The sequence below is a fragment of the Pseudomonas sp. 2848 genome, from assembly GCF_003253945.1.
In the GTDB taxonomy this organism is placed as follows: Bacteria; Pseudomonadota; Gammaproteobacteria; order Pseudomonadales; family Pseudomonadaceae; genus Aquipseudomonas.
In genome coordinates this window covers 252,578-276,295 of record NZ_QKZD01000008.1, presented here as the reverse complement: position 1 = coordinate 276,295, position 23,718 = coordinate 252,578, and the positions used below count along the sequence as shown (strand labels likewise).

The following is a 23,718-nucleotide window of genomic DNA, read 5'->3' as shown; positions in this document are numbered from 1 at the left end:
TCCAGTCATCTTCTACCCTCCGGGTACGAAACATGATGACAGTGATCGCCCTCCATTCATGTCAGCGATAGGCCACCCCCGACGGCACACGTGCTTTTTTCTAAACGCATCCGGCCAGGATGGCTACACTGCGACTGATTGAAAGTATTTCCGGCCTGCCTGGCCCTGTGCTTGCACGCACAAACGCAAAACGGCGCACAGGAGCATGTTTGCTCCTGTGCGCCGTTTTGCGTCATACGGGCTCAGGCGAGGGTTTCGAGGGTCTGGGCAATATCCTGCAAAACAGATTTGTCGCCTCGCTCGCTCCAGTACAGCGCAATCATGCGACTGTCGGCCTCGACCTTGTAGACCGTTGCCGGCAGGCGGGCGAAGGCCTCGGCCAGGCGTTGATCCTCGCAAGGCTCGCGCCACTGGTTCCACCACACGCCGGGGGTGATCTGCCAGTAGCACCAGTTGTCAGCGCGCCCCTTACGTCGCGCCCGGTGGTACTGCGGGCAAGGGCTGGGCGGCTCGTTTACCAGCCAGTGCGGCCACTGTTGCGGCGCCAGTTGCATGGCCAGCCCCATGCGCCGCCCCTCCAGGCGCAGGCTCATCTGCTCGCTCTGTTTGCGCGAGGGGCGCAACCAGGCCAACGGGCTGAGAATCAGCGCAAGGATTGACACCACCAGCCATACCGTCATATCTGTAGACCTTATAAAGCGTTGCAAATGAGCGGGTTAGTCAGGTTTCACGGAAGATCCGCGCGAAAGCGACCATACTTCTACTATCGCGATTGTCAGGAGTACTGCACATGTCCTATGAACATCTTCTGGTCGCTGTCGACCTGACCGAAGAATGCGACCCGGTGATCAAGCGAGCCAAGGCCATCGCCCTGGCCAGCGGCGCCAAGGTCTCCCTGGTGCATATCGTCGAGCCGATGGCCATGGCCTTCGGCGGCGACGTGCCGATGGACCTGTCGCAGTTGCAGCAGCAACAGTTCGACCAGGCCAAGGAACGCATGGAGCGCCTGTACAACAAGTACCCGGATATCAATCGCGGCGACTCGCACCTGGTCTACGGCCAGCCGCGCCAGGAAATCCACCAGCTGGCGAAGGATCAGAAGTGCGACCTGATCGTGGTCGGCAGCCATGGCCGCCACGGCCTGGCCCTGCTGCTCGGCTCCACCGCCAACGACGTGCTGCACGGCGCGCCGTGCGATGTATTGGCGGTGCGGTTGCAGAAGAAGGCCGAGTAATACTTTCATCGCGGGGCAAGCCCGCTCCCACAAAGCCCGTCAAACAGGGCTGCGTGGGAGCGGGCTTGCCCCGCGATGGCTTCAGCCTTCCAGCTCGGCCCAGCGCTCCACCAGCACGTCCAGCTCGCCCTGCAGCTTCTCGATCTTGGCCAGCACCGCCGCAGTCTCGGCAATCGGCCGCTGATAGAAGCCCGCCGCACTCACTTCTTCCTGTGCCTCGGCCATCCGCTGCTCCAGCGCATCGATCTGCCCCGGCAGCATCTCCAGCTCACGCTGCAGCTTGTAGCTGAGCTTCTTCTTGCTGGCATCGGCTGCAGGCGCAGCGGCAGCAACAGGAGCCACCTCCTCCACCGGCGCCTGCACCACGGCGCTGTTGAGCTCGGACTTGCCACCCTTGCTCTCGGTCACGCCCAGCAGCTTCGGCGAACCACCCTGACGGATCCAGTCCTCGTAGCCGCCGACGTACTCGCGCACGCGCCCTTCACCTTCGAACACCAGGGTGCTGGTCACCACGTTGTCGAGGAAGGCCCGGTCGTGGCTGACCATCAGCACCGTACCTTTGTAGTTCGACAGCACCTCTTCGAGCAGCTCGAGGGTCTCGACGTCGAGGTCGTTGGTCGGTTCGTCCAGCACCAGCAGGTTGGCCGGCTTGCTGAACAGCTTGGCCAGCAGCAGGCGCGCACGCTCGCCCCCGGACAGCGCCTTGACCGGCGTGCGCGCACGTTGCGGGCTGAACAGGAAGTCGCCGAGGTAGCTGAGCACATGGCGGTTCTGGCCATCGATCTCGATGAAATCGCGGCCTTCGGCCAGGTTGTCGATGACGGTCTTTTCCAGGTCCAGCTGATGGCGCATCTGGTCGAAATAGGCCACCTCCAGCTTGGTGCCACGCTCGACCTTGCCACTGGTGGGCTCCAGGTCGCCCAGCATCAGCTTGAGCAGGGTCGTCTTACCGGTGCCGTTGGCACCCAGCAGGCCAATACGGTCCTGGCGCTGCAGCACCATGGAGAAGTCCTTGACCAGCTTCGGTCCATTCTGGTGGGCGAAGCTTACGTTCTCCAGCACCATCACCTGCTTGCCGGACTTGTCGGCCACTTCGATCTGGATATTGGCCTTGCCCTGGCGTTCGCGGCGCTCGCCGCGCTCCACGCGCAGCGCCTTGAGTGCGCGCACGCGGCCTTCGTTGCGGGTACGTCGGGCCTTGATGCCCTGGCGGATCCACACTTCCTCCTGGGCCAGGCGCTTGTCGAACAGCGCGTTGGCAGTGGCCTCGGCGGCCAGCTCGGCCTCCTTGTGCACCAGGAAGCTGGCGTAGTCGCCGTTCCAGTCGATCAGCCCGCCACGATCCAGCTCGAGGATGCGCGTGGCCAGGTTCTGCAGGAAGGAACGGTCGTGGGTGATGAACAGCACCGCGCCGCCGAAGCCTTTGAGCGCCTCTTCAAGCCAGGCGATGGCGCCGATGTCCAGGTGGTTGGTCGGTTCGTCGAGCAGCAGCAGGTCAGGCTCGGACACCAGTGCCTGGGCCAGCAGCACGCGTCGGCGCCAGCCGCCGGAAAGCTCGGCCAGGGTCTTGTCGGCCGGCAACTGCAGGCGGCTCAGGGTGCTTTCGACCACCTGCTGCAAGCGCCAGCCGTCACGGGCCTCGAGCTCGTGCTGGACGTGCATGAGCTTTTCCAGATCCTCGTCGCCGTGGATGTTCTGGCTCAGGTGATGGAACTGCGCCAGCAGCTCGCCGACGCCGTCAAGGCCGGCGGCCACCACGTCGAATACGCTACGCTCGTCGGCCACCGGCAGCTCCTGCGGCAGCTCGCCAATCTTCAGGCCTGGGGCGCGCCAGATATCGCCGTCATCGCCCTTCTGCTCGCCCTTCACCAGGCGTAGCATGCTCGACTTGCCCGTGCCGTTGCGGCCGATGATGCACACCCGCTCGCCACGGGCGATCTGCCAGGACACTTTGTCCAACAGCGGCATGGCGCCGAACGCGAGGGACACATCGCTGAATTTGAGCAGGGTCATGATCATCTCCAAAAACCGGGCGCGCATTCTACCTGACTTACCCCTTCAGGGCATCAAAAGCCCGTTGTCGCGACAGGGCGTCGGATAACAACTCGATACAAGCACAGTGCTTTCGCCGGCCACCGGCAAACGGCTAAGCTAAGCAGTAATACCCAACAGTGCTGGCTCCGCCGTCACTTTCCATGGTTCCACTGCCCGGACGTATCATGCGCAGCCGCCTGTTACAAATTGCTTCCTGCCTGTTGCTGACCACCCTCGCCGCGAGCGTCGCACAGGCCGCCGACCTCACCCAGCAACGTCAATACTACGACGAGGCCAAGCGCGCCCTGGCCAAGGGCGACAAGGGCCCCTACCTGCGCTACGCGCAGGCGCTGCGCGATTACCCGCTCACGCCCTACCTCACCTACGACGAGCTGACCGCCCGCCTCAAGAGCGCCAGCAACGAGGAGATCGAGGGTTTCCTCAAGGCCCATGGCGACCTGCCCCAGGCCAACTGGATGAAACTGCGCTGGTTGCGCTGGCTGGCCGAACGCGGTGAATGGAATACCTTCACCCGCTATTACGACCCCAAGCTGAACTTCACCGAACTGGATTGCCTCAACGGCCAGTACCAGCTCTCCCACGGCCAGCGCGCCGAAGGCTTCGCCAGCGCCGAGAAGCTGTGGAACGTCGGCAAGTCCCAGCCCACGGCCTGCGACACCCTGTTCGCCATGTGGGCCGCCGAAGGCCAGCTGACCGAGGCCAAGCGCTGGCAGCGCGCCAAACTGGCGGCACAGGCGCGCAACTATGGGCTTGCGAACAATCTGGTGAAAACCCTCACCACCCTCGCCCCCCAGGGCAAGCTGCTGATCGACGTGGCGCAGAAGCCCGAGCTGCTCAACCAGCCTTCGCGCTTCACACCGGTCAACGAGGCCATGTCCGACGTGGTCAGCCTGGGTCTTCGCCGCCTGGCCCGGCAAAATCCGGAACAGGCCATGGCGCTGCTCGACGACTATGCCCAGCGCATGCACTTCTCCCGTGACGAGAAGGTCGCCATCGCCCGCGAGATCGGCCTGACACTGGCCCGCCGCTACGACCCGCGCGCACTCGACCTGATGACCCGCTACGACCCGGAGCTGCGCGACAACACTGTCAGCGAATGGCGCCTGCGCCTGCTGCTGCGCCTGGCCCGCTGGGAAGAAGCCTACGAACTGACCAAGCGCCTGCCCCAGGACCTGGCCAGCAGCAACCGCTGGAAGTACTGGCAGGCACGCAGCCTGGAGCTGGCCCAGCCGAACAACCCGCAGGTCCCGCTGCTGTACAAGACCGTCGCCCGCGAACGCGACTTCTATGGCTTCCTCGCCGCCGACCGGGCGCAGACGCCCTATCAGCTGAACAACAAGCCGCTGGCGCTGAGCCAGGCGGTGACCAACAAGGTCCGCAACACCCCCGGCATCCGTCGCGCACTGGAGTTCCACGCCCGTGGCCAGATCGTCGAGGGGCGCCGCGAGTGGTACCACGTCAGCCGCCACTTCAACCGTGACGAAATGGTTGCCCAGGCCCGCCTGGCCTACGACATGCGCTGGTACTTCCCGGCTATCCGCACCATCAGCCAGGCCCAGTACTGGGACGACCTGGACATCCGCTTCCCGATGGCACACCGCGACACCCTGGTGCGCGAAGCCAAGGTTCGCGGCCTGCATTCGAGCTGGGTATTCGCCATCACCCGCCAGGAAAGCGCCTTCATGGAAGACGCCCGCTCCAGCGTCGGCGCCAGCGGCTTGATGCAGCTGATGCCGGGCACCGCCAAGGAAACCGCGCGCAAGTTCAGCATCCCGCTGGCTTCGCCGGCCCAGGTCTTCAACCCGGACAAGAACATCCAGCTCGGCGCTGCCTACCTGAGCCAGGTGCACAGTCAGTTCAACGGCAACCGCGTACTGGCCTCGGCCGCTTACAACGCCGGCCCCGGGCGTGTACGCCAGTGGCTCAAGGGCGCCAAGCACCTGAGTTTCGATGTGTGGGTCGAATCGATTCCGTTCGACGAGACGCGCCAGTACGTGCAGAACGTGCTGTCGTATTCGGTCATCTACGGGCAGAAGCTCAATTCACCGCAGCCGCTGGTGGATTGGCATGAGCGGTATTTCGACGATATGTGATCGGAATGCCATAAGCCCGCGCCCACGCTAACGTGGGAGCGGCGGTGCGCCGATGCGACTTGCCCCGCGATGGCGCTATTCGAGGACCTCAACGGCCATCCCCACCTTAAGCTCTCCCTCGCCATCCACCGCCAGGTTCTGGCCAAACAGCACATCGCCTTCCTTCTCGCGGAACGTCTTGAGCGTGGTCAAGGGCTCACGGTCCGGGCTGCGTTCGCCCGTGACGGGATCGAGGGTGGTGAGGATGCAGCGCACGCTGGGCTTGAGCACGCGGTAGGTCATGTCGCCAATACGGATGCGCTTCCAGCGGTCCTCGGCAAAGGCCTCGGCCCCCTCGACCACCAGGTTCGGGCGAAACCGCAGCATCTCCATGGGGCGCCCCACCCGACGGCTCAACTCATCCAGCGAGGCCTGGCCGATCAACAGCAGGGGGAAACCATCGGGAAAGGCCGCCCGGTCACTGTTGAGGCCGTAGCCGCTGGGCAGGTAGCGGGCCCGCTGCTCGGGGCAGTACACCAGCCTTACCGCCTTGCCCAGCAGCTCGCTGAGCCAGGTCGCGGCGGCATCGCCGGCATCGGGCACGCGCAAGGTGTCGCGCCAGATGGTGATACCGCGCAAGGCCTCGTCGGCAGGCGGTACCGGCACCTCCAAGGGTGCCTGCCCCGGCGTCTGGAGCAGCAGTTGGCCCTGCTCGCCGTAACTGGCGCCAACCTGCCCCAGCAGGGGCCAGGCGCGCTGGGTCAGGAAGCGGCCGTTCTCCTGCTCCACCACCAGCCAGCGCCGGTCCCCGTCCAGGCCCAGATGGCCGACAACCGACGCCTGCAGGCGCTGGGCCTGCGCCGATTTCACCGGGTACCTATACAACGCACTGAGAAACATCCCTGCCACCTTGCGCCAGTCGAAAGGCCAAGCTTATACCGGATCGGTACAGCCGTTACACCGCGGCGTCGTCCAGGCTCAGGCGTTGACGCACCACATCCACCAGGCGATCGGGCTGGAACTTGGACAGGAAGTTGTCGCAACCGACCTTCTTGACCATGGATTCGTTGAAGCTGCCCGACAGCGAGGTATGCAGTACCACGTACAGGCCACGCAAGCGCGGGTCGTTGCGAATTTCGGTGGTCAACCGGTAACCATCCATCTCGGGCATCTCGGCATCGGTGAAGACCATCAGCAACTTCTCGCAGACATTCTCCCCTGCGTCCGCCCAACCCTTGAGCAGGCGCAGGGCCTTGAGGCCGTCGCTGGCCACGTGCAGCTTAACCCCCAGTTGCGAGAGGGTATCGCGCAGTTGCGCCAAGGCCACGGTGGAGTCGTCCACCAGCAGCACCTCGCGGCCACGGGCGCGGGCCAGCACCGGGTCTTCGAGCTTGTCGCGGGAGACCTTGGCGTTGTAGGGCACGATCTCGGCCAGCACCTTCTCCACGTCAATGACCTCCACCAGTTGCTCGTCGACCTTGGTGATCGCCGTGAGGTAGTGCTGGCGGCCAGCGCTGGCCGGCGGCGGCATGATGGCTTCCCAGTTCATGTTGACGATACGATCCACGCCCCCCACCAGGAACGCCTGCACCGAACGGTTGTACTCGGTGACGATGATGGTGCTGTTTGGCCCCGGCTGCAGCGGACGCATGCCGATTGCCTGGGACAGGTCGATGACCGGCAGTGTCTGGCCGCGCAGGTTGACCACGCCACAGACAAACGAATGGCGCTGCGGCATCAGGGTCAGCTTGGGCAACTGCAGCACCTCCTGGACCTTGAACACGTTGATCGCGAACAACTGCCGGCCGGCCAGCCGGAACATGAGGATTTCCAGGCGGTTCTCACCCACCAGTTGCGTGCGTTGGTCTACCGTGTCGAGAATGCCAGCCATTGGAAGCCCCCAGGCGTGAGTCGGGAAAAAGTGAATGCATCCCCCTGTATCGGCGGACACGGTCACAGCTTGACCCCTGATGGAAAAAGCCATGCGGGGTGATTGATATCACTTTACCATCATGCTTTACTGCTGCCACATCCCGCCACGTCCGTCGCTCGCAACGAACGACCCTGCCTGAAACCGCATCAGGGAAACCCCTAGTAGCAATCGGGTGCAACCTGATGTTCGCAATATCCATTAGCCATTAATGTGACGCCATTCTCACTGCATGAACGGAGTCAGGCTTTTGCGAGCGATCATCTTGGTACGGCCAATCCCTGAAGACGGGGCGCCATGATGGATAGCACTTCACTGCACAACGCCGCCGTGGCGGCCTTTTTGCAGGATGCGCAGGTCCTGTTGGCCAGGTCCCAGGAATGCCTGCAGCACCTGGAGCTGATCACCAACGATCCGGATGCCTGCCACAGCCTCAATGCCGCACTCGACACTCTCGCCCGGCGGGCAGTCGCGCTCGACCTGCTCGAAGTGGCCCACCATGCCCTGGCCCTGCAACGACTGCTCGCGCCCGCGTGCGCCCAGCAACACCTGCACGGTACCAGCCTGCCCGCGCTTGGGGCCTGCCTGACCCTGCTGGACTGGCAACTGGAGCTGCTCGACCCGCAGACCGGCCGCCTGGACATGGACACCGAGGAGCAACGACGCCTGCTGGCCGAGCTCGCCACCACCCTGGGCCAACCGACAGCGCAACTGTGCGCCGATTGCCAGGAAGCCGGCACGTTCTGCGACCACCCCCACGCCCAGGATGCACTTGCGGAGCAAAGCCTCAGTGCAGCCGACCGCCAACATTAACCCGACTAAATGCGTGGCAACTAAACTCACTCAGGGTTTAACTTGAAAAGTTTGGCAAGTTTTTCCAAATGTTTTTGCCCGCTGGTTTTTTAGTTGATCGAGGCGCACTGGAAACATCTTTTAATAATGGCACTGTGCTAGCCAGCGCCTTGCCCGCCAGACCCGCCACAGCCCGGAAAATCCGAGGTTTCAAGCAGTTATCCCCCCGCGACCAAATTCAATCAAAGTGATAACATGCGCACGTTCGAACATGCGCACCCAGACTATCGGGTGATTGGATACGTGGCCGGTGCTTGATTGAATGCACGGCACCAGCACCCCTGGCCAGGCATGTGCAATGCCCTCAACTGCAATAACTCAGTGGCTTCCCTATCTATGCTCCCACGCTTGAAGTTCCTCCAGCGTTGCCGCTCCAGAGTTGCCCTGCTCCGCTGGACGACCACGCTGCTGTGCATTGCATCGCTGGCGGCAAACCTGGTGGTGTACCTGCGCACCCTGCCATTGTCGGCCAGCCTGCTGTTGCTCCAGTTGCTGGCGATGATCGGCGTCGGCTGGCACCTGCGCCATTGGGCGCGCTCGATCAACCTGCGCCCGGCGGAACTGGCCACGCGCATGCTCAAGGTGCAAGAGAGCGAGCGTCAGCGCCTGAGCCGTGAACTGCATGACGATATCGGCCAACTGCTGACCGCCGCCAAGCTGCAGGTCGACTGGCTGCAACGCCGAGTGCCGGCGGACCTGCAGGAGCACTGCGCCACCTTGCGCAGCACCCTGGACCATACGCTGAGCAACGTGCGCGACGTTTCCACCATTCTCAATCCTCGACAACTGGCCAGCCTGGGCCTGGAGGCGAGCCTGCGCGCGCATTTGCTGCGCACCCTGGAAAACACCGAGGTGCACTGGAGTCTTGAATGCAACCAACGCCTGGGCGGCATCAGCGAGGAGGTGACCATGGCGGCCTTTCGCATCACCCAGGAGGCGGTCACCAACATGCTCCGCCACGCGCACGCACGCAACCTGGTGGTCCGCCTGCAGCGCACCTCGGCCGGCCTGGCGCTGTCGATCCAGGATGACGGCGGCGGCTTCGTGCCGGCGCAGGCACCAGCAGAAAGCGGCCTGCGCGGCATGGCTGGCATGCAGGAACGTGTGACAGCGCTGCAGGGCAGCCTGAGCATCACCAGCCAGCCCGGCCAGGGCACCCGGATCGACGCCCTCTTCCCATGGCCACCCCGCAACCAAGAACGTGCCAGGACTCCCGCTCCCGATGACCTGTAGATTATTGCTGGTGGACGACCACTCCCTGATTCGCGCTGGCGTCAGGGCACTGGTGACGGATATTCCCGGCTATACCGTGATTGGCGAAGCCGACGATGGCAGCCAACTGCTGGAGCAGGTCCGGCGCCTCGCGCCGGACATCGTCCTGCTGGATATTTCCATGCGCTCGACCAGCGGCCTGGACGCCCTCACGCAACTGCGCGCAAGCGGCTGCTCCTGCAAGGTGCTGATCCTGTCGATGCACACCGACCCGGAGCTGATCATGCGCGCCCTGGAGAGCGGCGCCCATGGCTACCTGCTCAAGGACACCACGGCCACCGAACTGGAGCAGGCACTGACCGCCCTGCGCAACGACGAACGCTACCTCAGCCCGGCCATCGCCCACACCGTGATCAACCAGGCGCTGTTGCGCGCCCAGAGCGGCCGTCAATCGAACAACGAAGGCCACCACAACCTGACCGCCCGCCAGTTGGAGATCCTGCGCCTGATCGTGCGTGGCAAATCCACCCGGGAGATCGCCGGCGGCCTGGGCCTGTCGATCAAGACCGTGGAAACCCACCGCTCGCAGATCATGAAGCGCCTGCAGATCTACGATGTGGCGGGCCTGGTGCTGTTCGCCGTGCGCGAGAGGATCATCAGCCTGGACGACTGAGCAACGGCGAATCCGCCGGCAGGTGCACGCGCAGCGCCTTGGGCACGGCCTCGAACCGCAGGCTGGCCGCCTGGAGGGGCTCGCCGTCGAGATTCATGTCCAGCCCCTGGGCGCTCTTGATCTCCACCCACGGCAAGCGGGCGCGCACGAACAGCCCCTCACCGGCCAACAGATCGCGCAAGGCCCCGGCCATCTCCTGGGGCGCCGGCAGGATGCCGACGTCCAGCAGGCCATCGTCCACGCTCGCCTCAGGGCATAGCACGTGCCCGCCGCCGGCCTGGCGACCATTGCCGATGCCCAGCGCCAGCAACTCGCCCTGCCACTCGAACCCCGGACCCTGCAGCTCGACCGAGGCCGCCTGCAGCTCACTGAAGCGCGACAGCCCGGTGAACAGGTAGGCTGCGCCGCCCAGCACTTTCTTCAGGTCTTCAGAGGTATTGGCGGTGACCTGGGTGCCGAATCCGCCGGTAGCCATGTTCAGGAACAGCTGGTCACCCACCCGGCCCAGATCGATTGGCCGTGCCGGTACCTCCAGCAGGTCGAGAGCCGCTTGCGGCTCAAGCGGCACACCGGCCGCCTTGGCGAAGTCGTTGGCTGTACCTAGCGGCAGCAGCGCCAGGCTGGCCTGGGTAGCCGCCAGGCCCATGGCCTCGGCCACGTCGCGCAACGTGCCATCACCGCCGCCGGCCACCACGTGAGCATAGCCCGCCGCCAGTGCCTCCTCGACCAGGCGCTGGGCATCACCGCCCTCCCAGGTCAGGCGCACGTCCAACTCCCAACCACGCTCACGCAGCTGGCCCACCGCGGCCCGCACGTCTTCGTTGGTGGCCTGCTTGCCATGCAGGATCAGCAATGCCTTGCGCTCGCTCATGTCGCCCTCCCGAAAAAGTGCACAGAAATGCCCTACTGCAATCTCGACCATGAACGCGCACGGATTGCTGCATGCCTCGCCCAAAAACCGCCGTTTCATGCAATTGCCATTGAAAGCCGCTCGTGACAGGCGCATCATTCGACAAATATTTGGCCTTCATGGAAGATGCCGCTCACAAAAGTCATTTTATTGACTTTGCGCCGCCAGACGCCTGACAGGTCTTGATTCCCTTGCATTGCGCTGCCCACAGCGCACCGATTCGAGGTTGTGACTATGAGCGTTCTGATCCCCTGCATCATCGCTGGCGGCGCCGGCACCCGATTGTGGCCGGTCTCGCGTGAAGCGATGCCCAAGCCCTTCATGCGCCTGCCCGACGGCATGAGCCTGCTGCAGAAGACCTTCAGCCGCGCCAGCAGCCTGCCTGGGGTCGAGCGGGTGCTCACGGTGACCAACCGCGAAGTGGTGTTCCGCACCCAAGACGAATATCGCCAGGTCGGTGCAGCACGCGTGGCCCTCGATTTCATTCTCGAACCCCTGGGTCGCAACACCGCCCCTGCCATTACCGCCGCTGCACTGCACTGCGCCCGCCTGCACGGCGAAGACAGCCTGCTGCTGGTGCTGCCCGCCGACCATTTGATTCAAGACCAGGGCGCTTTCGAGGCGGCCGTCGGGCAGGCCCTGGCACTGGCCGGACAAGGTTGGCTGACCACCTTCGGCCTGCAACCGACCCGTGCCGAAACGGGTTTCGGCTATATCGAGCAGGGCCAGCCGATCACTGACGGCGGCTACCAGGTCGCCCGCTTCGTCGAAAAGCCCGACGCCGACACCGCCCAGGGCTACCTCGACGGTGGTCGGCACCTGTGGAACGCCGGCATGTTCTGCCTGCGCGTCGGCACGGTGCTACAGGAGCTGCAGGCCCATGCCCCTGAGGTCCTGCGCAGCGTGGCCGACTGCCTGGAACAGAGCCAGGTCAAGGAAGGCACGGGTGGCCTGCAGGTGGAGCTCGACCCTGAACGCTTCGCCCTGGTGCCGGATATCTCCATCGACTATGCCCTCATGGAACCGTCCGCCCAGGTGGCCGTGGTGCCATGCGACATCGGCTGGAGCGACATCGGCTGCTGGGAAGCGGTACGTGAGCTGCGCCCGGCCGACGGCCAGGGCAACCACTGCAACGGCGAAACCGTGCTGCATGACGTGAGCAACTGCTACATCGACTCGCCACGGCGCCTGGTCGGCGCGGTCGGCCTGGACAACCTGATCGTCATCGACACCCCCGACGCCCTGCTGATCGCCGATGCCGCGCGCAGCCAGGAAGTCAAGGTGATCGCCCAGCAGCTCAAGCGCCAGGGCCATGACGCCTACCGCCTGCACCGCACCGTGACCCGCCCCTGGGGCCTGTACACGGTGCTCGAGGAAGGACCGCGGTTCAAGATCAAGCGCATCATGGTCCGCCCCGGCGAATCACTGTCGCTGCAGATGCACCATCATCGCAGCGAGCACTGGATCGTGGTCAGCGGCATGGCCTGCGTGACCAATGGCCAGGAGGAGTTCCTGCTCGACACCAACGAGTCCACCTTCATCAAGCCCGGGCGCAGCCACCGCCTGACCAACCCCGGGGTCATCGACCTGGTGATGATCGAGGTGCAGAGCGGCGAATACCTGGGCGAAGACGACATCGTACGCTTTACTGATATCTATGGACGCGCCCCGGCGGCAGCAGCACCTGCCTGACTGCCAGAGGGCGCGTTTTGTCATCCAGGGCCGATACCCGGCCAACCGCGAGGATTCGGGCTCATGCGCATACTCTGGACCCTGCCCTACCTGCCCTGGCCCACCACCAGCGGCTGCAAGACCCGGCAATACCACCTGCTGCGCGCCCTGGCGCAGCATGGCCACCGGATTACCTTGCTGGTGCAGTCGAAAGTCCCCTTGAGCGACACCACGCGCGAAGCCCTGGAGCCCCTGGTGGAGCGCCTGATCGTACTGCCCAGGCGAGCACTGAACAGCCCGCTCAACCTGCTCGCCTCACCCATCATCGACTATCCCATGCGGGCCATCATCAATGGCCTGGCGCCTTGCCTGCGGCACCGCTTCGAGCAATTGCTGGACGAACCTTGGGATGTGATCCAGATCGAGCACAGCTACAGCTTCCAGCCATTCGAGAGGGCCCTGCAGGCCCGGGGCTTGCCCTACATGCTCAGCGAGCATTACCTGGAGTCGGTAATGGGCGCCGCCTGCCATGACCGCCTGCCCTTGTGGTTGCGCCCGCTGAACGCCTTCGACCGCTGGCGCTATCGGCGCTGGGAACAACGGGTGCTGCGCCAGCCCACCGAGGTGGTGGCGGTCAGCGCCCAGGATGCCGAACTGATCGGCCAGATCAGCGGCCGCCCGGTGAATGTGGTGGTCAATGGCGTGGACTGCGACCACTACCAGGACGTGCGCCCTACCCCACATAGCCAACGCCTGCTTTTTGTCGGCAACTTCGAGTACGGCGCCAACCTGGAGGCCATCGAATGGGCGCTGGAGGAGATCCTGCCGCAGGTATGGATGAGCAATCCGGCGGTGCGCCTGGCCATTGCCGGGCACGCGTTGCCGGCCAGCTGGAAGCTGCATTGGAACGACCCACGCATCGAGTGGGTAGGTTATCGCCCCGACCTGCGCGAGCTACAGCGCCGCTCGGCGCTGTTCTTTGCGCCACTGCGCCATGCCGGTGGCTCCAAGGTGAAGATCCTCGAGGCCATGGCCGCCGGGCTACCGGTCATCACCACCAGCAAGGGCGCCTCGGGCCTGGCCATGAACAACGGCGAACACTACCTGGGCAGCGACGACAGCGGCCAGCTGGCGCTGTTGGTTACGCAACTGCTCAACCAGCCGTGGCGCATGTGCCAGCTCAGCGAGGCCGGGCGCCAATTCGCCCGCCAGCGCCATGACTGGAGCGTTGCCGCCCAGCAACTGGAAAACGTGCACATGCGCCTGACCCAGCTGGCACCGGCAGGCGCAGGCGCCCCCGGCGGCGTGCTAGCCAAGTAGCTCGCTGAACGGGATGAATGCCACGGGGTCGCCCTGCCGTGGCGTGCTGCCTTCAAGCACCTCCACCACCCCATCGGCCCAGGCAGCGCTGCGCAGCACACCGGAGCTCTGGTTCTTGTAGATGCGCACCCGGCCATCCTCGATGCGCGCGCGCAGGAATTCGCGCCGCGTCCCGGCCTTGGGCCAATCGAAACCCGCCGGCACGCTGAAACGCAGCGGTGCGACACTGTGTACACCCAACCGGCGCAGCAGGTAGGGCCGCGCCAGCAGGCCAAAAGTGACCAATGTCGAGGCCGGGTTGCCCGGCAGGCCGATCACCGGCACACCTTGGTAATGGCCGAAGGTCAGCGGCTTGCCCGGCTTGATCGCCAGCTTCCACAGCGCCAGCTCCCCCGCTTCGCGCAGGGCCAAGCCAAGAAAATCGGCCTCGCCCACCGAAACACCACCGGTGGACAGGATCAGGTCGACATCGCCCAGCCCGGCCAGGCACTGGCGGGTGCGTTCGAGGTCGTCGGGTAGGATCCCGGCGTCCACCACCTCGCAGCCCAGGCGTTGCAGCCAACTGACCAGCAGGCGCCGGTTGCTGTTGTAGATCTGCCCGGGCCCCAGCGGCAGGCCCGGCTCGACCAGCTCGTCACCAGTCGACAGCACCGCCACCCGTGGCCGGCGCCGCACTTGCAGGGTGCCGAAACCCAGGGTCGCGGCCAGCCCGAGCTGGATCGGCCCCAGCCGCGTGCCGGCGCTCATCACCTGTTCGCCGACACGGGTTTCCTGGCCTTTGGGGCGAACGTTCTGTGACAGTGCCAGGGGTTCGAGGAACCGTACCCGGCCATCCACGAGCACTTCGGTGTTTTCCTGCATCTCGACGCAATCGGCGCCTTCGGGCAGCGGCGCGCCGGTGAAGATCCGTGCGCAGGTGCCAGGCTCCAGGGGCTGTGGCGCATGGCCGGCGAAAATGCGCTGGGTCACCCGTAGCGGCTCGCCCTGCCAGTCGGCCAGGCACAGTGCATAGCCGTCCATGGCGCTGTTGGGCCACGGCGGCAGGTCGAGCCCGGCCACCAGTTCATGGGCCAGGACGCGCCCTTCGGCTTCGGCCAGCGCGACGTGTTCGGTCTCGGCGATGGGCGACTTCTCGGCCAGCGCCAGCAGGCGCTCCAAGGCCTCTTCCACCGGCATCAACGGCCGGGCCACCTCAACCACGACTGTCACAGGCCGTTGCCTGCTTCAGGTGCGGCACGAAGTTGCACGGCCGGTGACGGGCATCCAGCTGCTCGGCGAGGATGCCGTCCCAACCAGTACGCACGGCATTGGTCGACCCCGGCAGGCAGCAGACCAGAGTGCCGTTGGCAAGGCCTGCCAGGGCGCGGGACTGCACGGTGGAGGTGCCGATGTCGGCCACCGAGATCTGCCGGAACAGCTCGCCAAAGCCCTCGACCTGCTTGTCCAGCAGGCACGCCACGGCCTCCGGGGTGCTGTCGCGCCCGGTAAAGCCGGTGCCACCGGTGATCAGCACTACCTGCACCTGGTCATCGGCGATCCAGGTCGCGACCTGGGCGCGGATCTTGTACAGGTCATCCTTGAGCAGCACGCGCTCGGCCAGGCGGTGGCCAGCGGCGCCGAGGCGATCGACGAACAGCTGGCCGGAGGTATCGGTGTCGAAGGTACGGGTATCGCTGACCGTCAGCACGGCGATGTTCAGCGCTACAAAAGGGGTATCTGCCTTGGCTTTCATGGGAGTCCGTCGCAGGGGAACAGGGAATGTGCGCTGTTATATCACAGGCCACGGCGCCCAGACCGCGACGTTGTTCTTGGTCAATGCCAGCACGATGGCGCTATGCTGCACTGTGCAAGGAACTTGCGTGGACGCCCTGCGTCTTAATGACATCTAGCACCATCGCACTGGAGAAACACGATGATCCAACGGACCCTTCCCGCCTTCCTGCTTGCCCTGGGCCTGGGCGCCCTCGCCGGCTGCGCCTCGCCAACCGTCATCACCCTGAACGACGGCCGCGAGATCCAGGCGGTGGACACCCCTTCGTATGACGACGACTCCGGCTTCTACGAATTCGAACAGCTCGACGGCAAGCGCACGCGCATCAACAAAGACCAGATCCGTACCGTCAAGGAGCTGTGATCCAGCCCTGCGTTTTTGGCGCAACTCCTTTTTGCAACAAGGGGTTGCGTTGAAAAAATCGATGCAGTAGCATTTCGGACATCGGAGTGTAGCGCAGCCAGGTAGCGCGTCTCGTTCGGGACGAGAAGGCCGCAGGTTCGAATCCTGTCTCTCCGACCAAATCCTGCAAAAAACCCGCCTTGCGCGGGTTTTTTGTTGCCCGCGAAAAAGCCAGTCACTGGTGGGAGCAGGCCAGCCCGCCCCCACGCTTGTGCGATTACTCCGGCAACACGGGCACATGCAGCAGCTGCAAACGCGCACTGCTCCATTCGCGGGTCTTGTTGGTCAACTCAAGATCATTGTTCAGCTTCTGGCCGTAGGTCGGCACGATTTCCTTGAGCTTGGCCTGCCACTCGGCGCTCTTGATCCGATCCTTGAAGGTCTTCTCCAGCACGCTCAGCATGATCGGCGCGGCAGTCGAGGCACCGGGCGAGGCACCCAGCAGCGCGGCGATGCTGCCATCCTCGGCGGCCACCACTTCGGTGCCGAACTGCAATACGCCACCGTGCACGGGGTCCTTCTTGATCACCTGCACGCGCTGACCGGCCTGGAGCAGCTGCCAGTCTTCGTTCTTGGCGTTGGGGAAGTACTCGCGCAGGGCCGCCATGCGGTCGTCGAAGCTGAGCATCAACTGGCCCATCAGGTAGGTGCTCAGGTCGATGTTGTCGATGCCGGCCTGCATCATCGGGCGGATATTGTGGGTGGTCAGCGAACTGAACATGTCCAGCAACGAGCCGTGCTTGAGGTACTTGGTGGAGAAGGTCGCGAACGGACCGAACAGCAGCACCTCCTTGCCATCGATCACCCGGGTGTCCAGGTGCGGCACCGACATCGGCGGCGCGCCGACCGAGGCCTTGCCGTACAGCTTGGCCTTGTGGCGAGCGACCAGGTCGGCGTTGTCGGTCATCAGGAACTGGCCACCGACCGGGAAGCCGGCATAGCCCTCGGCTTCCGGGATGCCGGACTTCTGCAGCAACTTTAGCGCGCCGCCACCGGCGCCGATGAAGACGAACTTGGCCTTGACCGCAGACTCCTTGCCACCTTTGGCCAGGTCGGCCACCACCACATTCCAGCTGCCGTCGTCGTTGCGCACGATGTCGCGCACTTCATGGCCCAGGTGCAGTTGCACGTTCGGGTTGCGGGTCATGGCAGCAAACAGCTGGCGGGTGATCTCGCCGAAGTTCACGTCGGTACCGATGGCCATGCGGGTCGCGGCCACCTTCTGCCCGGGGTCGCGCCCCTCCATCACCAGCGGCACCCACTGGCGAATCTGCTCGTGATCCTCAGTGATCTCCATGCCGCGGAACAGCGAACTGTGCTGCAAAGCCTCGACGCGCTTGTGCAGGAAGGCGACGTTCTCGTCACCCCAGACAAAGCTCATGTGCGCCACGTTGTTGATGAACGATCGCGGGTTACTCAGTACGCCCTGCTCGACCTGGTAGGCCCAGAACTGCTTGGACACCTCGAACTGTTCGTTGACGCTGACCGCCTTGCTGATGTCAATGCTGCCGTCCTTGCCAACACTGGTGTAGTTCAGCTCGCAGAACGCCGAGTGGCCGGTGCCGGCGTTGTTCCAGGCGTTGGAACTCTCTTCGGCGACCTGGTCCATGCGCTCGTAGACGTCGACTTTCCAGTTCGGTTCCAGTTCGGTGAGGTAGGTCCCGAGGCTTGCGCTCATGATGCCGCCGCCGATCAGCAGCACATCGACGGACTTTTGTGGCTCCGCGGGCTTGGAGCAGCCGATGACACTCAGGCACAGGAGCGTCAGCAGGATTTTTTTCATTAGCTCAATCCAATTGAAGTGAAGGATTGGCAGTCGTTGCCCCCGGTGTGCACGCCCGGTTGTTGTTGTGGTTGGCAGGAGTTTCGCGAAATCGGGGCACGATCGCCTCGGGCCTTGGCCCGGGGCGCCGTGAAGCAGGGAGTGTGCCAGCCTGGGCGGGGCCACGACTGATGCCGCCCACAGCGCCCTCGGCCATCCAATGGATGGCGACAATCCGCCACAGGTAACTGATGCGACATGCGAGAATGGCGGATTTCCCCACCCTCAAAAGCATCGCGGTGCACGTCGCATCGGCGCACCGTGATGGCGATTCAAGCGGTCAATCGGGAAGTCACTTCGCCCAACTGACCCGACAGTCCGTGCAGGCGCTGTCCGGCCTGCTCGGTGTGCTGCACCGCCTGCTGGTTGGCGGTGGCGATGCGGGTGATCTCGACCAGGTTGCGCGAGATGTCCTCGGCGACACTGGTCTGCTCCTCGGCAGCAGTGGCGATCTGGCGGTTCATGTCGCGGATCGCCTCCACCGCCGTGGTGATGCGCTGCAGCATCTGCCCGGCCTGCTGCACCTGTTCGGCGCCCTCCTCGCTGCGCTGCTGGCCACTCTCGATGGCCTTGACCGCCTCCACCGCGCCCGACTGCACCGCCTCGATGATCTGGTGGATCTCGGCGATCGATGCCGCGGTGCGCTGGGCCAGGCTGCGCACTTCGTCGGCCACCACCGCGAAACCGCGCCCCGCCTCGCCGGCACGGGCGGCTTCGATGGCGGCGTTGAGCGCCAGCAGGTTGGTCTGCTCGGCGATGCCGCGAATCACTTCAAGTACCTTGCCGATGCGCGTGCTGTCGTTTTCCAGGTGGCGAATCACCGCTGCGGTGCCGGCGATCTCGCGGTTGACCACGGCAATAGTGTCGATGGTGCGCTGCATGACCTGCTCGCCCGCCTGGGCGCTGTGGTCGGCCTCGTCCGCCGCGCGGGCGGCATCGGCGGCATGGCGGGCCACTTCCTGGGCGGTGGCGGACATCTCGTGCATGGCCGTGGCGACCTGGTCGGTACGCAGGAATTGATCATGGGTGCCGTGGGCCATGTCGCCGGCGATACGGCTGAGCTGGCCGCTGGCGCTCTCCAGCTCTTCGGCGTTGTCCTTGAGCCGGCCGACGGTGTCGGCAAGAAAATCACGCAGGGTGTTGGCGGCCAGCGCCAGGCGCCCGAGTTCATCCTCGCGACGGCTGTCGACCCGGGTGGCGAAACGCCCCTGGCTGAGCTGGGCGACGTAGTCGATCAACTGGCGGATCGGCTCGACCAGGCTGCGGTTGACCAACCACAGGCTGAACAGCCCGACCAGCACGGCCGAGCCCAGCATCACCAGCACGCCCAACCACACCGTGCGCTCGGCGCTGGCGCTGATGGCGTCGGCACGCCCGTGGGCATCGAGGCGCAGTTGCTCCACCAGTGCACTCATCTGGTCGCTGGTGGCGCGGTCCACGCCCTTGACCGCCAGGTCGCCGGCCACCGGGTCGCCACTGGCAGCCAGGAATGCCTGGCGCCCTTGCTCGTAGGCCGCCCCCAGCTGTCGGTGGCTGGCCTTGAGCTGCTCCAGGCGCGCCTTGAGCGCCGGGTCGCTGCTGTCGATCAATTGCCCCAGCAATTGCTGCACCTGCTGCTCGCGGGCCTGGAACTGCTGCCAGTACTTATCCAGCTCCGCCGGCTGGCGACCACGCAGCAGCACGTTCTTCCACTCCTGCACCTGGATCTTGAACTGCAGGTTGGCTTCGTCGATCAGTTGCGAGGCACGCAACGGTCCGTCCACCAGCTCGGCGTAGCCGCGCACACTGGAGGACAGGAACTGGAAACACACCAGGGCGATCAACAGGATCGCCACCAGGCTGCCACCGAGCAGGGAGAGAATTTGCACTCTGAGGGATTTACGCAAGATTGCGGATCTCGGAACAAGGAAGAGGGAAACGGCGCACGCCGGCACCGCCGACAGAGGCGTCCTTGTCCTCGTTCACTGCCCCATCAACGCTGCCATCGGGCGATGGCAGCCAGGGCAAGCACCTGCGCAACAGCCGAGGCAGATAGTCTCAGGCAATTGCTACAGAATTGTTACAAAACAGCGACAACAAAGACGCTCAGGCCGAGTTGAATTGCAGCGCTGCCAAGCGTGCGTAGAGTGGGCTTTGCTCGATCAATTGTCGATGGGGCCCGACTGCCGCCAGTCGGCCTTTGTCGATCACCGCGATACGGTCGGCATGCTGCACCGTCGCCAGGCGGTGGGCGATGACCAGCGTGGTGCGCCCGGCCATCAGTTCTGGCAATGCCTGCTGGATCAGATACTCGCTTTGCGCGTCCAACGCGCTGGTGGCTTCGTCCAGCAGCAGGATCGGCGCATCCACCAACAGCGCCCGGGCAATCGCCAGGCGCTGACGCTGGCCACCGGACAAGCCCACGCCCCCTTCGCCCAAGGGTGTCTGGTAGCCCTGAGGCAGCTGGATGATGAACTCATGGGCATGGGCACCGCGCGCCGCCGCCTCGACCTCGGCCAGGCTGGCCTCGGGCCGGCCATAACGGATGTTGGCCTCGACCGTGCCGCGAAACAGCGCCGGTTGCTGGGCCACAAGGGCAAACTGGCGGCGCAGGTCGGCAGGCGCCAGACCGGTTATCGGCTGGCCATCGAGTAGAATCGCGCCACCTTGCGGATCGTAGAACCGCAGCAGCAGGTCGAACAAGGTCGATTTGCCGGCCCCCGACGGCCCGACCAGCGCCACGGTCTCGCCGGGACGGATATGCAGGCTCAGGCCGTCGACGGCCGCCACCGCGGGCCGTGACGGGTAGGCGAAGCGCACCTCGCGCAGTTCGATGTCGCCACTGGCGCGCCCGTGCGCCAATCCCGCCGGCTGTGACGGCGCCAGGATCGCCGTCTGCGCCGCCAGCAGCTCGGCGATACGCTCGGCGGTACCGGCGGCCCGTTGCAATTCGCCAATCACCTCGCTCAGGGTGCCAAAGGCGCTGCCGACGATCAGGCTGTAGAACACGAACGCGGCGAGCTCGCCGCCGGAGATACGTCCGGCGATCACATCCATGCCGCCGACCCAGAGCATCACCCCCACTGCGCCAAGCACCAGCACGATCACCAGGGTGATCAGCCAGGCGCGCTGGGCGATGCGACGGCGCGCCACATCGAACGCCGCCTCCACGGTGTCGCCGAACAGTGCCTGGTCACGCGCCTGGTGGTTGTAGGCCTGCACCGTCTTGATCTGGCCAAGGGTCTCGGCGACATAGCTGCCCACATCGGCCACCCGGTCCTGGCTCTGCCGCGACAGGCTGCGCACGCGCCGGCCAAACAGCAGGATCGGCGCCAGCACCAGGGGCAGGGCCAGCACCACGATGCTGGTCAGCTTGGGGTTGGTGACGAACAGCAGGATCACCCCGCCGACCACCATCAGCGCATTGCGCAGGAACATCGACAGCGACGAGCCGATCACCGACTGCAGCAAGGTGGTGTCGGCGGTCAGCCGCGACTGGATCTCCGAACTGCGGTTGTCCTCGAAAAAACCCGGGTGCAGGCCGACCAGGTGGTCGAACACCGCCCGGCGGATATCGGCCACGCAGCGCTCGCCGATCCACGACACCAGGTAGAAGCGGGCGAACGTCCCCACCGCCAGGGCCAGCACCAGCAGCAGGAACAGGCCAATGGTCTGGTTGAGCTGGTGCGCCGAGCCGGTCATGAAGCCCTGATCGACCAGCAGGCGGATCCCCTGCCCCATGGACAGGGTGATGGCGGCAGTGACCACCAGCGCCAGCAAGGCCAGCAACGCCTGGCGCCGATAGGGTCGCACGAACTGCCAGCCCAGGTGCAGGGCACGGCGTTGGCGGGGAGAGATCGGATCGGGCATGGCAAAGGTCGTTCCACAGGGGATTGATAGCAGACTACCACTCGTCAGCGCTGTGCAACGCTCGGGAATGCGAGGCCGTCCCATGCTCGGACGGAGCGACAGTGGCTATGCCCATTCGTTCTAACGCGTGACTGGAGCTTTGTCGCGCATTCTGGTGGACTGATCCAGCATGAAGCCGAAAGCTGTCACAGACCAGTCACGGCAAAGCGATACCTTGCGCTTGAACCTGAAAGAGGAGACAGGACATGAGCTTGCAGCACACCGATACGCCCAAGAACCAGAACCGTCCGCAACCTCAGGTCTGCGGCTCGATCATCGATGCCCAGGGCCGCGAGGTGCCCATCACCGAGCAGATGATCCAGAAGGCCTGCAAGGACCTGGAAGAGAGCCGGGTCAAGAAGATCGGCAAGGCCTGATCCCCGAATTGCGTGCAACCCGGCGCTCGCGCCGGGTTTTTATTGTCCTGCCTTTGCGCACCCTCAGGCCAGCACCGCCCCCAATGCACTGACCACCTGCGCCAACTGGGGCATTTCCCCACGGACGCGCACCGGCAATCCCTCGATCTCACGCCGTACCGGGTAGTGCTTGCGCAGCAGATCAAATGCCGCACGCTGTTCGGCCGGATCTTCGCTCAGGCTGCGACGGAAATCGGCATCGTCACGACGCGGGTCGTAGACCGCCCGGCACAGGGTGGCCAATGCCCACGCCGGATCCGCGCTCGCGTCAAACTCGATCTGCGCAAGGCCTGGTGCCGGCAGCAGGTCGGCCAGGTGAATCTGCTCGGGCACTGCGCGCCAGCGGCAGAACGCCTGGTAGATCTGCGCCGTGCCACGCTGTTTGCCATCCAGGCTGTAGCCGGCGATATGCGGCGTGGCCAGGGTGCACAGGTCGGCCAGTTGCAGGTCCACCTGCGGCTCTCCCTCCCACACATCAAGCACCGCGTGCAGATCCTCGCGATCCAGCAGCAGTTCACGCAGGGCAGCGTTGTCCACCACAGGCCCACGGCTGGCGTTGATCAGCCAGGCACCTGCGCGCAAGCGGGCCAGGCGCGGCTGATCGAGCAGGTGCCAGGTCGGGTGCTCGCCGCCACGCTGCAGCGGCGTGTGCAGGCTGATCACATCACATTGCTCAAGGACGCTGTCGAGATCGACAAAATCGCCGGCCTCGCTGGCCTGGCGCACCGGGTCGCACACCAGCACCTTCCAACCGAGGCCGCGCAGCACACGCACCAGCCGCCCGCCAACCTCACCCGCGCCGACCACGCCATAGACGCGCTTGCCCAGGTCGGCACCCTCGAGTTCGGCCAGGGTCAGCAGGCTGCCCAGCACGTAGTCCACCACGCCACGGGCATTGCAGCCCGGCGCGCTGCTCCAGTGGATACCGGCTTGGGCGAAGTGTTCGAGGTCGAGGTGATCGGTGCCGATGGTGCAGGTGCCAACAAAGCGTACCCGACTGCCCTCGAGCAGTTGCCGATCGACGCGAGTCACCGAGCGTACCAGCAGTACGTCGGCGTCCTTGACGCAGGCGGCGTCGATGGCCCGGCCGGGATAACGGCGGATTTCACCGAAACCGGCAAAGAAGGCATCGAGCAGCGGGATATTCTCGTCGGCAACTATCAGCATGGCGCTCTCCTGTCAGGGGAGCGCAGTGTAGCGCGATCGCGGCGGGTTCAGTCGGCCTTCTTGCGGATCCAGTACAGGTAGGTTCCGGCGTCTTCTTCCTGGCCGAGCAGCTCGTGGCCGAGGAAGATGCAGAACTTGGGGATGTCGCGCCGGGTCGACGGGTCGGTGGCGATGACCTTGAGCACACCGCCGGATACCAGCTCGCGCACATGCTTGTGCAGCATCATCACCGGCTCCGGGCAGTTCAGGCCGGTGGCATCGAGGATCGCGTCGTGGGTGAAATCGGTCATGAAAGGCTCCGCAAAATGCTCGTCATTGTGGCG

Annotated in this window: 21 protein-coding genes, 1 tRNA gene and 1 pseudogene; 10 read left to right on the top strand and 13 right to left on the bottom strand. The window is 64.8% G+C overall.

Going from position 1 to position 23,718, the window contains the following annotated elements:
• Positions 1-242: 242 nt before the first annotated feature.
• Positions 243-680 (bottom strand): hypothetical protein, encoded by a 438-nt coding sequence (locus tag DFS21_RS17965; protein ID WP_111532755.1) that lies wholly within the window; start codon positions 678-680, stop codon positions 243-245.
• Positions 681-790: 110 nt separating this feature from the next.
• On the opposite strand from DFS21_RS17965, the gene DFS21_RS17960 reads away from it, so the two are divergent.
• Positions 791-1,234 carry a universal stress protein gene (locus DFS21_RS17960; RefSeq protein ID WP_046856401.1) on the top strand — a complete coding sequence of 148 codons (444 nt, stop codon included), beginning with the start codon at positions 791-793 and terminating at the stop codon, positions 1,232-1,234.
• An 81-nt stretch (positions 1,235-1,315) separates the two neighbouring features.
• Here DFS21_RS17960 and DFS21_RS17955 read toward each other — a convergent pair whose 3' ends face one another.
• Positions 1,316-3,247: an ATP-binding cassette domain-containing protein gene (locus DFS21_RS17955; protein ID WP_110698747.1), complete on the bottom strand. Its 1,932-nt coding sequence runs from the start codon at positions 3,245-3,247 to the stop codon at positions 1,316-1,318.
• A 206-nt stretch (positions 3,248-3,453) separates the two neighbouring features.
• Here DFS21_RS17955 and DFS21_RS17950 point away from each other — a divergent pair, with 206 nt between their 5' ends.
• The gene (locus DFS21_RS17950) at positions 3,454-5,382 is read left to right on the top strand and encodes a transglycosylase SLT domain-containing protein (RefSeq protein ID WP_110698749.1); all 1,929 of its coding nucleotides are present in this window, start codon (positions 3,454-3,456) and stop codon (positions 5,380-5,382) included.
• Between the two features lie 75 nt (positions 5,383-5,457).
• On the opposite strand, the gene DFS21_RS17945 is transcribed toward DFS21_RS17950, so the two are convergent.
• The gene (locus DFS21_RS17945; RefSeq protein ID WP_110698751.1) at positions 5,458-6,261 is read right to left on the bottom strand and encodes an MOSC domain-containing protein; all 804 of its coding nucleotides are present in this window, start codon (positions 6,259-6,261) and stop codon (positions 5,458-5,460) included.
• A 55-nt stretch (positions 6,262-6,316) separates the two neighbouring features.
• Positions 6,317-7,252 carry a chemotaxis protein CheV gene (locus DFS21_RS17940; RefSeq protein ID WP_110698753.1) on the bottom strand — a complete coding sequence of 312 codons (936 nt, stop codon included), beginning with the start codon at positions 7,250-7,252 and terminating at the stop codon, positions 6,317-6,319.
• 339 nt (positions 7,253-7,591) lie between these two features.
• On the opposite strand from DFS21_RS17940, the gene DFS21_RS17935 reads away from it, so the two are divergent.
• The 3 genes from DFS21_RS17935 (at position 7,592) to DFS21_RS17925 (ending at position 10,028) form a co-directional block, all read left to right on the top strand.
• Positions 7,592-8,104 (top strand): histidine kinase, encoded by a 513-nt coding sequence (locus DFS21_RS17935; RefSeq protein WP_110699157.1) that lies wholly within the window; start codon positions 7,592-7,594, stop codon positions 8,102-8,104.
• 375 nt (positions 8,105-8,479) lie between these two features.
• Entirely contained in the window at positions 8,480-9,376 is an 897-nt protein-coding gene (locus DFS21_RS17930) for a sensor histidine kinase (protein WP_110698755.1), read from the top strand.
• Positions 9,366-10,028 carry a response regulator transcription factor gene (locus DFS21_RS17925; protein WP_110698757.1) on the top strand — a complete coding sequence of 221 codons (663 nt, stop codon included), beginning with the start codon at positions 9,366-9,368 and terminating at the stop codon, positions 10,026-10,028. The genes DFS21_RS17930 and DFS21_RS17925 overlap by 11 nt, the downstream gene beginning before the upstream one ends.
• On the opposite strand, the gene yegS is transcribed toward DFS21_RS17925, so the two are convergent.
• Complete coding sequence (gene yegS, locus DFS21_RS17920) at positions 10,012-10,899, bottom strand: lipid kinase YegS (protein WP_111532754.1); 888 nt, start codon at positions 10,897-10,899, stop codon at positions 10,012-10,014. The two genes, DFS21_RS17925 and yegS, sit on opposite strands and share 17 nt — an antisense overlap.
• Before the next feature lie 273 nt (positions 10,900-11,172).
• Here yegS and DFS21_RS17915 point away from each other — a divergent pair, with 273 nt between their 5' ends.
• Positions 11,173-12,630, top strand: coding sequence for a mannose-1-phosphate guanylyltransferase/mannose-6-phosphate isomerase (locus DFS21_RS17915; RefSeq protein ID WP_111532753.1), 1,458 nt, complete (start codon positions 11,173-11,175; stop codon positions 12,628-12,630).
• A gap of 63 nt (positions 12,631-12,693) precedes the next feature.
• Positions 12,694-13,929 carry a glycosyltransferase family 4 protein gene (locus tag DFS21_RS17910; RefSeq protein ID WP_110698763.1) on the top strand — a complete coding sequence of 412 codons (1,236 nt, stop codon included), beginning with the start codon at positions 12,694-12,696 and terminating at the stop codon, positions 13,927-13,929.
• Here the strand turns inward: DFS21_RS17910 and glp are convergent.
• Together glp and moaB are read right to left on the bottom strand one after the other, a co-directional pair.
• A complete protein-coding gene (gene glp / locus DFS21_RS17905; RefSeq protein ID WP_110698765.1) occupies positions 13,918-15,138 on the bottom strand; it encodes a gephyrin-like molybdotransferase Glp in 1,221 nt (406 codons plus the stop codon). The genes DFS21_RS17910 and glp overlap by 12 nt on opposite strands.
• Positions 15,122-15,661, bottom strand: coding sequence for a molybdenum cofactor biosynthesis protein B (gene moaB / locus DFS21_RS17900; RefSeq protein ID WP_110698767.1), 540 nt, complete (start codon positions 15,659-15,661; stop codon positions 15,122-15,124). Before moaB ends, glp begins: the two co-directional genes overlap by 17 nt.
• A 180-nt stretch (positions 15,662-15,841) precedes the next feature.
• Here moaB and DFS21_RS17895 point away from each other — a divergent pair, with 180 nt between their 5' ends.
• A complete protein-coding gene (locus tag DFS21_RS17895) occupies positions 15,842-16,063 on the top strand; it encodes a YgdI/YgdR family lipoprotein (protein ID WP_023632528.1) in 222 nt (73 codons plus the stop codon).
• An 82-nt stretch (positions 16,064-16,145) separates the two neighbouring features.
• Positions 16,146-16,222 (top strand) — tRNA-Pro (locus tag DFS21_RS17890).
• A 97-nt stretch (positions 16,223-16,319) separates the two neighbouring features.
• Here DFS21_RS17890 and mqo read toward each other — a convergent pair.
• The 4 genes and pseudogenes from mqo to DFS21_RS17875 form a co-directional block, all read right to left on the bottom strand.
• Positions 16,320-17,885: a malate dehydrogenase (quinone) gene (mqo, locus tag DFS21_RS17885; protein WP_110698769.1), complete on the bottom strand. Its 1,566-nt coding sequence runs from the start codon at positions 17,883-17,885 to the stop codon at positions 16,320-16,322.
• A gap of 311 nt (positions 17,886-18,196) precedes the next feature.
• Positions 18,197-18,901, bottom strand: coding sequence for a methyl-accepting chemotaxis protein (locus DFS21_RS27325; RefSeq protein ID WP_371918082.1), 705 nt, complete (start codon positions 18,899-18,901; stop codon positions 18,197-18,199).
• Between the two features lie 228 nt (positions 18,902-19,129).
• Positions 19,130-19,240: pseudogene (locus DFS21_RS27320) on the bottom strand (hypothetical protein); the annotation flags it as partial.
• Between the two features lie 769 nt (positions 19,241-20,009).
• Positions 20,010-21,773 (bottom strand): ABC transporter transmembrane domain-containing protein, encoded by a 1,764-nt coding sequence (locus DFS21_RS17875; protein ID WP_111532752.1) that lies wholly within the window; start codon positions 21,771-21,773, stop codon positions 20,010-20,012.
• A gap of 245 nt (positions 21,774-22,018) precedes the next feature.
• Between DFS21_RS17875 and DFS21_RS26760 the strand changes: the two genes are divergently transcribed.
• Positions 22,019-22,189 (top strand): PA1571 family protein, encoded by a 171-nt coding sequence (locus tag DFS21_RS26760; RefSeq protein WP_178082036.1) that lies wholly within the window; start codon positions 22,019-22,021, stop codon positions 22,187-22,189.
• A 63-nt stretch (positions 22,190-22,252) separates the two neighbouring features.
• On the opposite strand, the gene pdxB is transcribed toward DFS21_RS26760, so the two are convergent.
• Together pdxB and tusA are read right to left on the bottom strand one after the other, a co-directional pair.
• Positions 22,253-23,395, bottom strand: coding sequence for a 4-phosphoerythronate dehydrogenase PdxB (gene pdxB / locus DFS21_RS17870; RefSeq protein WP_110698773.1), 1,143 nt, complete (start codon positions 23,393-23,395; stop codon positions 22,253-22,255).
• A 47-nt stretch (positions 23,396-23,442) separates the two neighbouring features.
• Positions 23,443-23,685 (bottom strand): sulfurtransferase TusA, encoded by a 243-nt coding sequence (gene tusA, locus DFS21_RS17865; protein ID WP_023632607.1) that lies wholly within the window; start codon positions 23,683-23,685, stop codon positions 23,443-23,445.
• Positions 23,686-23,718: the final 33 nt, after the last annotated feature.